Origin of the sequence: Belnapia mucosa (assembly GCF_016775475.1) — a bacterium.
In the GTDB taxonomy this organism is placed as follows: domain Bacteria; phylum Pseudomonadota; class Alphaproteobacteria; order Acetobacterales; family Acetobacteraceae; genus Belnapia; species Belnapia mucosa.
Window position 1 is genome coordinate 35768 of sequence record NZ_JAEUXJ010000023.1, and the last position, 13935, is coordinate 49702.

General features: G+C 66.4%; 12 protein-coding genes. 7 read left to right on the forward strand and 5 right to left on the reverse strand.

What is annotated here, in order from left to right; translation table 11 throughout:
* Nucleotides 1-26: 26 nt before the first annotated feature.
* The gene (locus JMJ55_RS27060) at nt 27-296 is read right to left on the reverse strand and encodes a hypothetical protein (RefSeq protein WP_202828731.1); all 270 of its coding nucleotides are present in this window, start codon (nt 294-296) and stop codon (nt 27-29) included.
* A 628-nt stretch (nt 297-924) separates the two neighbouring features.
* Here JMJ55_RS27060 and JMJ55_RS31780 point away from each other — a divergent pair.
* On the forward strand, nt 925-1053 hold the full coding sequence (locus tag JMJ55_RS31780) for a hypothetical protein (RefSeq protein ID WP_268885431.1): 129 nt from the start codon (nt 925-927) through the stop codon (nt 1051-1053).
* A 175-nt stretch (nt 1054-1228) separates the two neighbouring features.
* Here the strand turns inward: JMJ55_RS31780 and JMJ55_RS27065 are convergent, their stop codons facing one another.
* The gene (locus JMJ55_RS27065) at nt 1229-2176 is read right to left on the reverse strand and encodes a hypothetical protein (RefSeq protein ID WP_202828732.1); all 948 of its coding nucleotides are present in this window, start codon (nt 2174-2176) and stop codon (nt 1229-1231) included.
* Between the two features lie 1234 nt (nt 2177-3410).
* Between JMJ55_RS27065 and JMJ55_RS27070 the strand changes: the two genes are divergently transcribed.
* Nucleotides 3411-3608, forward strand: a complete 198-nt coding sequence (locus tag JMJ55_RS27070; RefSeq protein ID WP_202828742.1) for a type II toxin-antitoxin system ParD family antitoxin — start codon at nt 3411-3413, stop codon at nt 3606-3608.
* A gap of 13 nt (nt 3609-3621) precedes the next feature.
* Nucleotides 3622-6495 carry a PAS domain S-box protein gene (locus tag JMJ55_RS27075; RefSeq protein ID WP_202828733.1) on the forward strand — a complete coding sequence of 958 codons (2874 nt, stop codon included), beginning with the start codon at nt 3622-3624 and terminating at the stop codon, nt 6493-6495.
* Between the two features lie 235 nt (nt 6496-6730).
* Here the strand turns inward: JMJ55_RS27075 and JMJ55_RS27080 are convergent, their stop codons facing one another.
* From JMJ55_RS27080 to JMJ55_RS27090, 3 genes are all read right to left on the reverse strand, one after another.
* Nucleotides 6731-6925, reverse strand: coding sequence for a hypothetical protein (locus JMJ55_RS27080; RefSeq protein WP_202828734.1), 195 nt, complete (start codon nt 6923-6925; stop codon nt 6731-6733).
* Between the two features lie 177 nt (nt 6926-7102).
* Nucleotides 7103-7318, reverse strand: coding sequence for a hypothetical protein (locus tag JMJ55_RS27085; RefSeq protein WP_202828735.1), 216 nt, complete (start codon nt 7316-7318; stop codon nt 7103-7105).
* A gap of 366 nt (nt 7319-7684) precedes the next feature.
* On the reverse strand, nt 7685-7891 hold the full coding sequence (locus JMJ55_RS27090) for a cold-shock protein (RefSeq protein WP_202828736.1): 207 nt from the start codon (nt 7889-7891) through the stop codon (nt 7685-7687).
* A 421-nt stretch (nt 7892-8312) separates the two neighbouring features.
* Between JMJ55_RS27090 and JMJ55_RS32195 the strand changes: the two genes are divergently transcribed.
* From JMJ55_RS32195 to JMJ55_RS27110, 4 genes are all read left to right on the forward strand, one after another.
* Nucleotides 8313-8531 carry a type II toxin-antitoxin system ParD family antitoxin gene (locus tag JMJ55_RS32195; RefSeq protein ID WP_202828737.1) on the forward strand — a complete coding sequence of 73 codons (219 nt, stop codon included), beginning with the start codon at nt 8313-8315 and terminating at the stop codon, nt 8529-8531.
* A complete protein-coding gene (locus JMJ55_RS27100) occupies nt 8531-10048 on the forward strand; it encodes an ATPase domain-containing protein (protein ID WP_202828738.1) in 1518 nt (505 codons plus the stop codon). The genes JMJ55_RS32195 and JMJ55_RS27100 overlap by 1 nt, the downstream gene beginning before the upstream one ends.
* Nucleotides 10041-11480 carry an HWE histidine kinase domain-containing protein gene (locus JMJ55_RS27105; protein ID WP_202828739.1) on the forward strand — a complete coding sequence of 480 codons (1440 nt, stop codon included), beginning with the start codon at nt 10041-10043 and terminating at the stop codon, nt 11478-11480. Before JMJ55_RS27100 ends, JMJ55_RS27105 begins: the two co-directional genes overlap by 8 nt.
* 234 nt (nt 11481-11714) lie before the next feature.
* Nucleotides 11715-13553: a sensor histidine kinase gene (locus tag JMJ55_RS27110; RefSeq protein WP_202828740.1), complete on the forward strand. Its 1839-nt coding sequence runs from the start codon at nt 11715-11717 to the stop codon at nt 13551-13553.
* Nucleotides 13554-13935: the final 382 nt, after the last annotated feature.

The window sequence follows — 13935 nt, forward strand, 5'->3', positions numbered from 1 at the left end:
GGCAGGCGCTGTGGTCATTCTTGAGGCTAGGTTAACCAGGGCTCCAGCAGATCCCGCGCACGGTCGACTTCCGCATTAATGAGGTCCGGTATCGTGCCTTGCGTTGCAAGATAGGCGCGGATGTCCGCTTCCGCCTGAGCCCAGGTAACTTGCGCTCTCAAGGCCGCAACCAAGTAGTCGGCGGCGTGAACGCGGTCCAAGTGGTGGACCGCGAAAGGGGTGGCGCCCGAGCCAAATGCCGCCTTTATCCGATCGTAAGCGGTGCTGGTCCCGGGCGGCCTCTGGTCTCCCATCATGGCTCGTCTCCTGCGCTGGTGTCGCGGCAGGTAACGCTGCAGCAGGGTCCAGGACGCTATCGGAAACAGGTCCGCGCCGACTGACTGTGAGGAATGGCGATCTCGGTCCCGAAGCCTTCCTGATCGGTCTTCTCCAATGCAAACCTGCAACTATTTATCAGAAACGAAACGTATATCGTTCACGTTCCCGCGCGACCACCTCAGCGCCGACTTCAGGCCTTTCCTCCTTACTCGCGGCACCCGACATCTACAGTACGAGTACGCCGCCGAAGATTACGCCTAGCAGCTTTCCTTCCGACCATATGATCGTGTTGCGGGTGCTGGCGGCCTTCGCGTGGCCGCTCGGGCTCGCGGTACGCCTCGTCACGTGCTCGGCTGCCTGGCGACCGAGGCAGCGCTGATGATCGTGGAGGCGCATTTTCTCACCGATCTGGCAGCGGGCCTGCTCCTCGGCGCCAGCATCAGTGCGGCCAGCCGGGCGGCGGCGCGACGAGCAGACCCTGGGCCTCGTCGTAGCCGTTACAGCGACGGACGCTGTGCCCGTCGTTTGACCCCCACCGCGGTCTTGTTCCGGCACAATCGCTACCGTAGACTGTAGTGGTTGCTACCAGTGACCGGTGGAGGCTGCATGATCGAAGATATGGTGATGCTCGCCTTCCTGTTCCGGACGGCATTCAACGTTGGGCTGATCGAAGCGGTTTACATTCTGCCCCCGCTCGCCGCCTTGCTGATCTTTGATGAAGGCCTGCAGATTTAATCAGTCGGCGGCCATTCGAAGATTTTCATTGCAATTCCGCCGAAGCTGAAACAGCGTCCAGACACCTCCCGCTCGCCATCATCATGTGGCTGGGTGCGAATGGGCCAAGCCTTCTGCTTGCCTTCCTCGTTGTGGTGAGGTGTGACCCTCAGCGCTCTGAACGCTAACCAGGTAGTCAGCCGAAATAGCTGAACCGCACGACGCTCGTGGGGAAGCCTGACACCCGTGCATCGCGGCGATACCGAACAGCGCTGGTCCAGCCTTCGGTAAGCTCACTCGTAACTCTGGATGTTCCCATCAGAAAGCGGCCAGTCGGATGCCGCGCCTGAAATCCTTTCATGATAGCCATCTTTAGCAGCCAGCCAGTGCCATCCGCCTGTGCGGATCCACCATCGAAGTAGTAAGCCAGCCGCCCGATCTCGAGCCCGCCAAGCGCTGCAAGCGTGTTGCTGCCTTCGCGCAATACCGCGCAAAATGCGTAATCGGGGACGGCCAGCGATCGCAAGACATGGCCTGCGACAATCCTGGCCTTCGGAACTCGAACCGCCTTCCGCTGATACATCGCTGCCTTGCAGCGAAGCAGATGATCGCTGCCCAACAGCGCCGCCAAGCCGACTTTCTTCGCCATATCAGCGGACTTGTGGATCGAGACAGCACGTTTCACATTGCGCCGTACATTTGCGCTCACGCTGCGCTCGTAGCTGTCCCAGTTATCCCAACGACTGAAATGGACGCCTTCGACGATGTGCCGGCTCACATTAGTAACCACCGTGCCAGGCAAACGACCGATCTGCTCCTCACGCGGCGGCTCGACACTCCAGTCTGAGCCATAGAGATAGCGTCCCCGTCCGAGGCGCCTAAGCAACTCCTCCATGCAAGCGGACCAAGCACCCTGCTGTTCTGGCAGCAACTGCAAGCCATCAGCGAAGATCCTCGACTTCCACCCCATGCCCAGGGCGCACTGCCCGATCTTGACCCAGGCGCCCTCCACGTTCCGGAAGCATTCAAAGCGACGGACGCGAAAGGCCAACTGGTGCTGAATTTGCCAGATGGTTATCCAACCGCTGAGGCAGCGATACGACGCCTCGCAGCGAAGGGCAAAGGCATCCCATTCGGCCGGCAAGCATGTCGCCTGTTCGATTCGGATCTCCGTCTTGCTCGACGTGCCTGGGCTCCGAAGCAAAGTGCGCTCCTTCGTCCATCCGGAGCAATACGCTGGCGGGAGCGGCAACTGCCACGGCACACAGGCAAAGTCTCCGTCAGCAAGCGCGCTGCGCTGCGGCTTGGGACATCGTGTATCCTGCGCCCAGTGCATTACGCGTAGGGTCGCCAAGAGTGCGCTCGCATAGCCTGGACCACATGCTTCTGAATGCAGACGCCGTCATTGGCAACTGACCCTACCTGTAAGCGACAGAAAGTCGGCCGCCAATTAGGAGCTTTGGTCTAGTCCATCTTCATGCAATAGACCGTCAGTCCCGTGGCCCCCACCGTCCGCAACGATGAGGCCTAGGCCCGCGAAGTCGCCCTCTGCGCCCTCACCCGTGAACCGTTGACTTACCCCGTGGGGGCATTATCGCATGTGTGGATGCTCCCTGCGGGTCAAGGCGGATCTGCAATGCTGACAGCGAGAGCATGGGTTCGGCCGCAAACTTAGGCTGGCCTCATGATCGTAATCGACTGCGGGGCCGAACTTGAAAGCCCTGCTGTGCGGTTTCGCGCCGACAACCGGCGTCGCGCACCCTATAGATAGTTCATCGCCCGCGGACACCGTCCGGCGCGGGTGCCTGAGAGACACGACCGTGCTCCCGCCGACATCCATGTCGCTGGAGCCTCGCATGGCACCCTTTGACCAACTCATCCCTACGCCCCACAACCGACTGCTCGCGGCCCTGCCGCGCGAGGACCTCGCCCGTCTCCTGTTGCGGCTCGAGCGGGTCGAGCTTCCTGTCCACCACACTCTGTATGCGGCCGGCGAGCCCCTCACCGCCGCCTACTTCCCCGAGACGGCTGGGTTTCCATGCTGGCCCCGTACAGCGTGGTCAAGGACGAGTTTGGGCGGCTGCTCGGGCGTGGGCTGGCGGCCTGACCCCACCCCGGCCCGAGGCGGCCAGGATGCGCCGACGTGCCGCTCCTGCCCAAATCCTACCGGCGCGATGACCTCGCCCGGCTGCTGAAGGCCGTGGGTGGCGACTGAGGCGGCCGAACGGGTGCCACTTCGGCATCCCTTCGAGCCAAGACCGCAATCACCTATGTCTCGTCGCCTAAGGCGTCACGTTGGTCCTGTGCGCTCGTGCTGAAGTCTGCCGTCTTCGCATCATAGATTGACACAGGGCATGCGCTCCGCCTGTCCTGCGAGAATGCCTGTTAGAAAGACCCGGAACGTTTCCCTTACGCCCGAAATGGAAGCCTTCATCGACGGCCGGGTCGCCTCCGGCCGCTATCGTAGCGCCAGCGAAGTGGTTCGCGCCGCCTTGCGGTTGCTGGAAGAAGACGAGCGGAGGCGGCAGATGCGCGAGCCTCGGCGGCCAGCGGAGCAGCGTCGCGGTGCGGGGTGACGCAGAGGGACCATTGACCGGCTTTCCGGTGGGTGGCGGTGCGATGGGGGCACTGGTCCGTGCCTATGACTGGGCGGCGACCCCGCTCGGACCGCCTGAGGCGTGGCCGCAGTCGTTGCGGACCGCGGTCGGCATGGTGCTCGGCTCGAAGTTTCCGGCCTGCATCGTCTGGGGGCAGCAGTTAGTCACCATCCACAACGACGCCTTCCGGCCCATCCTTGGCGCCAAGCCAGAGGCGCTCGGCCGCCCGTTCAACGAGGTCTGGAGCGAGGCTTGGCAGGATTTAGAGCCGATCGCCGAGCGCGCCCTGGCTGGCGAGGCCACCTTCATCGAGGACTTCCCGCTCATCGTGGAGCGCAGCGGCCATCCTAGTGAGGCCTTCTTCACCTTCTGCTACAGCCCGGTCCGCGACGAAACGGGCGGTGTCGCCGGCTTCCTCAACACCGTTGTCGAGACCACCGGGAAGGTGCTGGCCGAGCGACGGCAGGGTTTCCTCCTGCAGCTGGAGGAGCGGCTACGTGGGCTGGCCGATCCGCACGAGATCACACTCGCTGCGGCCGAAGCACTCGGGCGACAGGTCAAGGCAGCACGGGCCGGCTATGGCGAGATCGACGCGGCGGGCGAGATCGTCTCCGTCGACCGCGACTGGACCGACGGCACTGTTGCCAGCCTGGCCGGCAAGGCCCGCCTCTTGGACGGCTTCGGGCCGGCGGTCATCGCGGAGCTCCTGGCCGGCCGCACCCTGGTGGTAGAGGACTGCCTGACTGACCCAAGGGCGGCCGGCGACGCCTATGCCGCCACCTGGGCCAGCATCGGCACCCGCTCGCTCGTCGTCGTGCCGCTGCTCAAGGCCGGGCGTCTGGTAGCGATCCTCTACGTTCACGAACCGCGGCCGCGACGCTGGAGCACCGCCGAGATCAGCCTCACCGAGGACACCGCGCATCGCACCTGGGCGGCCGTGGAACGCGCGCGGGCTGAGACGGCGCTCCGCGACAGCGAGGAGCGGCTCAGGTTTCTTGACAGCCTGGGCAGCGCGACGGCGCACGCGTCTGCCCCCCGTGAGGTCATGGCGATGACGGCCAGCCTGCTCGGCGCTCACCTGGGCGTCACCCGTTGTGCCTATGCCGATGTGCAGGCAGATAATGACCGCTTCACCATCCGGGATGATTGGACGGACGGCGCTTCCAGCAGCGCCGGGGAATATACCCTGGATATCTTCGGCTCGCGTGCGGCGGCTGACATGCGGGCCGGGCGCACGCTCGTCGTGCGGAACGTGGATGAGGAGCTACCCGCCGAGGACGGCGGCGGCATGTTCAACGCGATTGGGATCAAGGCGATTGTCTGCTGCCCGCTCGTGAAGGAGGGCCGGCTAGTGGCGATGATGGCCGTGCACGAGTCCGAGCCTCGCAGTTGGACGCCGGGGGAGATCGGCCTGCTTGAAACAGTGGTCGAGCGCGCCTGGGCGCATATCGAGCGCGTCCGCGCCGAGGCCGCACTCCGCGAGAGCGAGGAGCGGTTCAGGCTGATGGCCGACGCTGTTCCGCATATCGTCTGGATCACCGATGCCGAAGGGCGGGTGGAGTTCTTCAACGAGCAGTGGTTTTCCTACACCGGCACCGCCCACGAGTCGACGACCGCCTCGGACGTCGCTGTGAGCTTCGTTCATCCGGACGACGCGGCGCCGACAATGGAGCGGTTCGAGGAGGCGCGGCGGACCGGTGGCCCCTTCCTCGTCGAGCACCGCATCCGCTCGAAGGACGGTGACTACCGCTGGTTCCTGGTCCGCGGCGAGCCCCAGCGTGACCCGTATACCGGCAAGATCCTCCGCTGGTTCGGCGCCTCGGTCGACATCCACGACCGCAAGCGCGCCGAAGCAACGCTGCGCGAGCGGGAGGAGCGGCTGCGGCTGATTGTCGAGGGTGCCCGCGACTACGCCATCTTCACCACCGACCCTGAAGGCCGCATCGATACCTGGCTGCCGGGCGCCACGAACGTCTTCGGCTGGAGCCCGGAGGAGGCGATCGGGCAGCCCGTGGCCATCACCTTCACACCGGAGGACCGCGAGCGGGGCGAGGACGAGAAGGAACGCGAGACGGCCCGCCGGGAAGGCACTGCACCCAATGTGCGCTGGCACCTGCGCAAGGATGGCGCACGCGTCTTCATTGAGGGCAGCGCCACGGCGTTACGCCGACCCGATGGCGGTATTCGAGGCTTCCTCAAAATTGGCCAAGACGTAACCGCGCGGCGGGCGGCGGAGGAGGCACGGGCGCTGCTGGCACGCGAGGTGGATCACCGCGCGAAGAACGCCCTCACCGTCGTGCAGACCATGCTGCGGCTGACGCGGGCAAGCGACGTGCCCTCCTTCGTGCGAGCCGTAGAGGGCCGCGTCGCGGCGCTGGCCCGCGCGCAGACGCTATTGGCCGAGGGGCGCTGGAGTGGCGCGTCCCTGCACGCGATGCTGCGGGGCGAGTTGGCGCCTTTCCTGACCGGCCAGCGCGTAGAGTTGGACGGCCGTCCGGTGGTGCTGCCGCCCGGCACCGCCCAGCCGCTGGCAATGGCGGTGCACGAGCTGGCGACGAACGCGGCGAAACACGGAGCCCTATCCATGTCTGGGGGGCGCGTCTCGGTGTCTTGGCGCGTCGAGAGCGGCGCCGGAGCCAAACTGCGGCTGCGCTGGGTGGAGACGGGCGGCCCTCCGGTTGCGGGCCCGCCCTCGCGGCGCGGCTTCGGTTCGCGGGTGCTGGAGGGCACGGTGCGCGGCCAGCTCGGCGGCACGGTATCGCTCACTTGGGAAACGGCAGGCTTGGTTTGCACGATGGAGGTGCCGCTGGGGCGCCGTCCGGCTTCCGGCAAAGAGGCTGGCCCACATACGCCGGCCACGAGATGAATGGCGACTGAAGGAGGGCCGGGCCGGTGGTTCATGTACGCGGGCAGGCACTTACGCCGTTAGTTAATGAAGTCAGCCGCACTGCGATGCGCTGCGTGGCAATCGGCGGCTGATCGTCGATGCGGCACTCTGCTCATCCTTGATCTTTTAACACCGGGCTACAGTACGGCGTGTAGTCGGTTACCCGGATTAATGGTCAATAGACTGGCTGCTCATGGTGCCAGATCTGGCTGCTTCAGCGGCGTGCCATACCTTTGCGGATTTCCCGCTCGACCGCTGAGCGCTCGCTCGTGCCGATGCGGCGGATAATTTCCCGCACGATGGCAGGCGATACGCGGTGCCGCTTCGAGAGGTAGGCAATCTCCTCCTCGACGCGCGCCTCAGCGACCGAACTGACAGCTTCGAGCTTCGTCTTGTTGGTTTGGGTCACAATGTATTCCTGATATCCGATCTCGTTCGAGGTGAGGCTATGGATCAGCCTCACGGCCGAGAGGGACGACCGCTTGCCCGGGTCACGACCCGAAGCGCCGGAGGCAACAACACCGGCGACCGGTCCGCCGCATGCCAACGGGCATGATGGCGGGCCATAACCTGTCTGGCTGCTGCCTCAGCCCAAGGGCGGAGTTGAACCGGGACGGAGTTGGCTCTCGCGCGCCACACGCTCCTGGCCACCGCTCTGGTGGCGCACGCGATACTCGCGGTCCATCCCCTCGTTCGGCAGCAGGCGCTGGATCGTGTAGGCACCGCGCGGAATGTCGCCGTCATACCAGCCGGTGATGAGCTCGACGCTCTGGCCGACCGAGAAGGAGTGGATGTGCTGCATGATGCACTCTCGCGGGGCGGGTCAGATCCCTTGCGGGATCAAGCGGCCGGGCAGCCCGCGCGCCCCACTGCCTGTCGTCAACCGATCAGGTCAAGGATGATCTGGCGGATCTCGTCCTGCGTCAGACCGGAGGGCTCAGGGAAGCGAGGCGTTTCAACCGGCCGCACTGCCCGAGCAGTCTCAATCGTCGAGCCGAGCCTCGTCGAGGCTCGCAATTATGTCGTGTTCACTTAGTCCTCTTGTCGCAGCACTTCTGATAGCGCTGCCCTGCACGGCGCTCACAGGAGAGAGCACCCAAATACCCGCACTATCCCTAAAGGATCCGTGCGGCGGATGGGGCAGCGGAGGCCGCCCCATCGAGAGCCCTCAGGCCGGCTTCAGATTGCTGGCCGAGGTCTTGCCCTGCTGGCCACGCTGCAGCTCAAACTCGAGCTTGTCGCCTTCACGGGGCTCCTGAATACCCGAGCGCTGGATATCGGAGATGTGGAGGAAAACATCCTTCGAGCCATCATCCGGCTGAATAAAGCCATAGCCTTTGGTCGCATTGAACCATTTGACGGTGCCGGTCGGCATGGTGGTGCTCCGTTCACAAAACAAAATGCCATCCGGCGACATTGCAGGGCGGATCGAACTTCGTGGAGGAGACGGACACCAGGCTCGGCGCTCAATCGTGAGCATGGAGAGCAGGCCGAACCAAACGAGGCTGACTGGATCCAAATGGGTACCGAGCACATCAACTACAAGCAAAATCGGGCAGGCCCAACCGTGCGGCCATTTGGTGAGTACCGCAAACGGCCGCCGAAGCTCTCGAACGAATAGCGCGTCCTGAACGGAGACACCTGTCTGGGCGCGGCGTTGCCATGGCGGTGCAAACTCCACTGAACTACCCGCACCATCGTCGGGGCGAGGCCGGCGAATAGTTCCAATTTGGTTACAAATAAATAGACCGGCAGCAAGGGGTGACACCCGCGCTCAGTGGCGGCAGGATTTCTCCATGGCTGCCAAGCACACCCTGCACGTCGCCCTGACGGAGCCCCTGGTCCAGTATGTCGCCGAGCGCGTGGCTTCCGGCGAATACGCCACCGCCAGCGAGGTCGTACGCACCGGCCTTCGGCTGCTGATTGAGCAGGACGCGGCCAGACCCCAAAGGGATAGTGCCTCACCGCCGGCAGCGCACCGGAGGCCGTCCTGGGTCCAGCGAGGTGCCCGGTGATGGCAGCCGAAGCAGGCGAAAGTCCGGCCCGCATCCCCACTGGGGTGAATGGTCTCGACGACGTCCTTGGCGGCGGCCTGGCGCCGAATCGGCTCTACCTCATTGAGGGCGCGCCTGGCTCGGGCAAGACAACCCTCGCCCTCCGCTTCCTGCTGGCAGGCCGTGACCGGGGCGAGCCAGGCCTCTACGTCACCCTCTCCGAAACAGCCGAGGAGTTGCAGTCAGTCGCCGCGTCGCATGGCTGGGACCTCGACGGCATCGCCCTGTTCGAGCTGGCCGCCGCCGAGGCCGCCCTTGGGCAGGAGCGGGATACCACGCTGCTGCATCCCTGGGAGATTGAGCTCGGCGAGACCGTTGGCCTCATCACCTCGGAGGTCGAGCGCACCGGCGCGGTGCGGGTGGTGTTCGACAGCCTGTCGGAAATGCGGCTACTGGCCCAGGACAGCCTGCGCTTCCGCCGGCAGGTGCTGGCGCTCAAGCAGTTCTTCGCCGCGCGCGGGGCCACGGTGCTGCTGGTGGACGACATGGCCGGCACGAACGGCATCCCGGACCGGCAGCTGCACAGCCTCTCCCATGGCGTCATCACGCTAGAGCGGCGGACGCTCGACTTTGGTGGTGCCCGCCGCCGGGTCGAGGTCGCGAAGATGCGCGGTACGCAGTATCGCGAGGGCTGGCATGACTACGTCATCCGGCGCGGTGGCCTCGAGGTGTTCCCCCGCCTGGTCGCCGCCGACCACCATCTGCCCTTCGTCGGCGACCCGGTGACGAGCGGCGTTCCGAAGCTCGACCATCTGCTCGGCGGAGGGCCGCTGAGGGGCACCTGCCTGCTGCTGAGCGGGCCCGCCGGCGCCGGCAAGTCCACCCTCGCCATGCAATGGGTCCACACCGCCGCGGAGCGCGGCGAGCGCTGCGCCATCTACCAGTTTGACGAGCGCGAGGGCACTCTGCTGACCCGGCTGGCCAGGCTCGGGCTCGACCTGGAGCCGCATATCGCCACGGGGCGCGTCACACTTCGCCAGATCGACCCCGGCGAGATCTCACCAGGCGAGTTCGCCTGCATGCTGCGCGCCGACGCCGAGGCGGCCGGCGCCCGGATCGTGGTCATCGACAGCCTGAGCGGCTACCTCGCTGCGATGCCGCAGGAAAACCAGCTGCTGCTGCAGCTGCACGAGCTGCTGTCCTACCTGAACCAGCGCGGTGTCCTGACACTCCTGATCAATCCGCAAAGGGGCCTGATCGGGACCATGCAGAGCAATCTGGACGTCAGTGCACTCTGCGACGCCATCCTGCTGCTGCGGTTTTTCGAGGCGAGCGGGCGCGTCCGCAAGGCGGTCTCGGTCATCAAGAACCGCGGCGGCCCACATGAGGAAACCATCCGCGAGCTACGGATCGGCGGCGATGAGGGCGTGACCGTAGGTGAAGTGCTGACAGCCTTCCAGGGCGTGCTCACCGGCACCCCGACCTATCTGGGCGGGGAGGCACCGCTGCTGTCGGAGCGCCCGGCGGCGGATGCCTGAGCCGACCACCGAAGATGCCGGCCCGCTGCTCATCCTCACCCCGTCAGGGCGTGATGCCGTGACCGCGGCGGAGCTGATAGGCCGCGCCGGCATCACCTGCCGGACGGTGCCCGATGTCGCAGCCCTCCGCGCTGCCATCAATGACAGCACGGGCGCGGTGCTGGTCGCTGACGAGGCGCTGTCCAGACCGGACCTTGCAGCCCTGGCGCAGACGCTGGCGGCACAGCTGCCCTGGTCTGACCTACCCTTTATCGTGCTGACCCGCGGCGGTGTCGCCGGTCGAACAGCGGTGGCGGAGCTCGGGCTGCCGGAGGTGCTCGGCAATGCGGTATTCCTCGAACGCCCGCTGAACGCCCTGTCCCTCGTTGGGGCTGCCCGTTCGGTGCTGCGGGCGCGCCAGCGGCAGCGGCAGCTCCGTGCCCACCTGTTGGGTCGCGAGGCGGATGCCGCAGCCGCGCGCGCCAGCGAGGCGCACTGGCGCGGCCTGTTCGAACGGATGCATGAGGGCTTTGCCCTCTGCGAGCTGATCCATGACGCGAGCGGACAGGCGGTGGACTACCGCTACCTTGAGCTGAACCCCGCCTTCGAGCGGCTGACGGGCATCCGCAGGGCCTATGCGCTGGGTCGCACGGCTGGCGAGGTCCTGCCCGGCGTCGAGCCGCCCTGGCTCGGCGTATGCGCCCGCGTCGTCGAGACCGGGGAGCCCACTCGGCAGCTGGACCACACCGCGCGGCCGAGGCGCTGGTTCGAGCTGCACGCCTACCGACCGGAGCCAGGTCGCTTCGCCGTGCTGGTCATGGATGTCACCGAACGGCGGCAGACCGAGGAGCGGCAGATCCTGCTCACGCGGGAAGTGGACCACCGGGCCAAGAACGTGCTCGCAGTCGTGCAGGCGGCGCTGCGGCTGACGCCGCGGGATGACCCCAGCGCCTATGCCAAGGCCATCGAGGGCAGGGTCGCAGCCCTGGCCCGGGCGCATACGCTGCTCGCCGCCGAGCATTGGTCCGGTGCCGATCTGCGGGCCCTGCTGCGGCATGAACTCGCCGCTTTCATGGATGGTGCAGTCGATGGGCCGCGCGTTGCGCTCGAAGGCGAGGATCTGATGCTACCGCCGACCCAGGCGCAACCACTGGCGATGGCGCTGCATGAACTGACGACCAATGCGGCGAAGTATGGCGCGCTCTCGGTGCCGGCCGGCCGCCTGGCTATTCGCTGGCAGCTGGAGCAGGGACATCGTCTACGGCTGCGCTGGGTGGAGAGCGGCGGGCCACTGATCGCGGCGCCACCGCAGCGGAATGGCTTCGGCTCCAGGGTGCTCACCGGCACAGTACGCGGCCAGCTGCATGGCAGCGTCTCGCTGGACTGGACTCCCTCCGGCTTGGTCTGCGACATGGAGGTGCCGCTCACGCGCGAGACAATTTCGGCCGATTAACTGGGCCAGCATCCTACTGCGATCGGCGCGGAGTGTCGGACCCGCGCCGACCGGGTTGGTACCTTAACGGCACACCGTGGTCTTGCGAAACAAAAACGAAGCTCTGACGAGGACGTTGTTGCGGCATCTCGGACGGGAACTCCGCCTTCCGCTCACGTTATCGGGATGGCGTTCAAGGCAGGCGTTTATCGAAACGCTAGTTGATTTGGTGACGTCGGTTGTGGATTGAGCAGCATGCGTCTCGACCAGAGCCGCGCGGCGGCCGACGAGGCGAGAGAGCCAGCGTCGCCGCAGGTCGCGCCCACGCTCCCCATGGCTCAAGAGTCTGTTCCGAAGCGGGTTCGACCTCAGCTTCGCACCTATCTGATTGCGATCGTGCTCTTCGCTCTCACGCCGGCGCTGCTGCTCGGCGCGGCGACGGTCTGGCAGCTTGGGGCGGCCTACCGCGGCTCCGCCGAGCTCGGCCTGACCGGCACGGCCCGCGCCCTTACCACTGCGCTCGACCGAGAGCTCGAGGCGGCCGCCGAGGCGCTTGATACCCTTGCCGCCTCACCGCCACTTGCAACCGGGGATCTCGATGCCGCCTACCCCCAGGCGGCCGCGGTTGGGAGAGCCTTCGGCGGCTGGGTTTCGCTGCTGGATGCCGGCATGCGCCAGAGATTCCATACCTTGATCCCACCTAGACAAGATCTGCCGGCTGGGGCGGGCGCGGTCTTCGTTTCGCGCGCGCTGGAGGCGGGGCAAACGGTCGTGAGTGACCTGTTCAAAGGCGCCACAGTCCGCCGGCCGGTGATCGCGGTGTTCCGGCCGCTGCCGCCCGGGGTAGCAGGCGCCGCGCCCGGCGAGCGCCGCGTGTTGCTGCTCGCCTTCGGACCGGAGCGCCTTTCGGCGCTGCTGGCGCGACGCCAGGTAGCTCAGCCAGGGGGCTTCGCCGTGCTCACCGACGGCGCGGGCCGGGTGGTGGCACGCTCCGCCGAGCACGGGCACTTCCTTGGGCGGCCGGCGCCGGCCTGGTATGTCGAGGGCGTGCGTGGCCGCGACGGTGGACTGCTCCAGGGCACGTCACTGGCCGGCTTTGATGCTGTTGTCGCCTTCCAGCGCCTGGAGCAGGCGCCGGGCTGGACACTCGCGGTAACGTTGCCGCTGGCCACGCATGAGGTGGAGTGGCGCAACCCGGCCTTCCGCTTCGCCCTTGGTGCGGCGCTGACCATTGGGCTCGGTGCTGCCCTCGCCACATTGCTCGCGCGCAGGCTCTTCCGGCCGCTGCGCACCCTCGCAGGCGATGCCGAGCAGCTGGGCGCAAGTGGGGCCGAAGCGCGCGCACCATCGGAAGAGGATGGCGTTGCCGAGGTGGAGACGATCCGGTGCGCGCTGCGCCGCTCTGGCGCCGCGCTCCGCGCGAATGCCCTCGCTGAGGGCCGCGCCGCGGCAGCGGAGGAGACGGCGGGGAAACTGCGCGAAGCGGCGCGGCGGCGCGATTTGCTGATCGCTGAATTGAACCATCGCGTGAAGAACACGCTCGCCACCGTCCAGTCGCTCGCTGCCCAGAGCCTGAAAGGCGTGGGCGGCAACCCAGCGCGCTTCGCCGAGGAGTTCCCCGCGCGGCTGCGAACCTTGGCGCGCGCGCATGATCTGCTCTCGCGAAACGACTGGCAGCCGGCCGATTTTGGCGAGGTGGTACGGGCGGCGCTGGCACCCTGGCTCGGGGCGGAAGCCGGCGAGCGGGTCAGGATCAGCGACGGCCTGTCCTTTGCTGTCTCCCCAGCCCAGGCGCAAGCGCTGGTGCTCGCGCTGCACGAGCTCGCCACCAATGCGGTGAAGCATGGCGCACTGTCGGTGCCGGGCGGCTACGTGCACCTCCGCCACGCGCGTGCCGCCGACGACATCGCGATCGTCGAGTGGGTCGAGTCCGGTGGCCCACCAATCAGGCCTGCACCGGCGCGGCGCGGCTTCGGGACTCGGCTCCTCGAGCAGGGCTTGGCGCGGGACCTCGGTCCTGGAGCCACCGTCGAACTGCATTTTGAGCCCGTAGGATTGCGCGCCGCCATCCGTTTTGTGCCGGCTGGAAGGTGATGCGGGCGTTCGCTCGGCTCCTGCTCCGGAAACTACCGACTACGCAGAGGGTCTGGATGACTGCCGCTGCCGTAGCTATTGGCAGCCCTTCTGATAAAGGCAACCGAAGGCTGTAGCGATCGGCTGCCCGGGCGTCATTTACAACGCCGCTTCGATGCTTGCCGTAACCGCACTACCTGATCCCGGTTCCAAGAACCGGCATGGCTCAACCCGCATTTGGTGCGCCGATCTTCAGCCGATCTGCTTCCAGGATGGTTTGGATTCGAGATGCCAGCGTGTCGAGATCAAAGGGCTTACCGATGACTTCGACGCCTGGCACGAGCGCCGTGCCGGCATAGCCGGTGATGAACAGCACCGGCAGCCCCGGCATCCGCTCGCGCGC

Excerpts from the sequence above, each read along its gene's own strand:
- JMJ55_RS27060 (WP_202828731.1), bottom strand. The coding sequence starts at position 296 with ATGATGGGAGACCAGAGGCCGCCCGGGACCAGCACCGCTTACGATCGG.
- JMJ55_RS31780 (WP_268885431.1), top strand. The coding sequence starts at position 925 with ATGATCGAAGATATGGTGATGCTCGCCTTCCTGTTCCGGACGGCATTC.
- JMJ55_RS27070 (WP_202828742.1), top strand. The coding sequence starts at position 3,411 with ATGCCTGTTAGAAAGACCCGGAACGTTTCCCTTACGCCCGAAATGGAA.
- JMJ55_RS27085 (WP_202828735.1), bottom strand. The coding sequence starts at position 7,318 with ATGCAGCACATCCACTCCTTCTCGGTCGGCCAGAGCGTCGAGCTCATC.
- JMJ55_RS27090 (WP_202828736.1), bottom strand. The coding sequence starts at position 7,891 with ATGCCGACCGGCACCGTCAAATGGTTCAATGCGACCAAAGGCTATGGC.
- JMJ55_RS32195 (WP_202828737.1), top strand. The coding sequence starts at position 8,313 with ATGGCTGCCAAGCACACCCTGCACGTCGCCCTGACGGAGCCCCTGGTC.
- JMJ55_RS27100 (WP_202828738.1), top strand. The coding sequence starts at position 8,531 with ATGGCAGCCGAAGCAGGCGAAAGTCCGGCCCGCATCCCCACTGGGGTG.
- JMJ55_RS27105 (WP_202828739.1), top strand. The coding sequence starts at position 10,041 with ATGCCTGAGCCGACCACCGAAGATGCCGGCCCGCTGCTCATCCTCACC.
- JMJ55_RS27110 (WP_202828740.1), top strand. The coding sequence starts at position 11,715 with ATGCGTCTCGACCAGAGCCGCGCGGCGGCCGACGAGGCGAGAGAGCCA.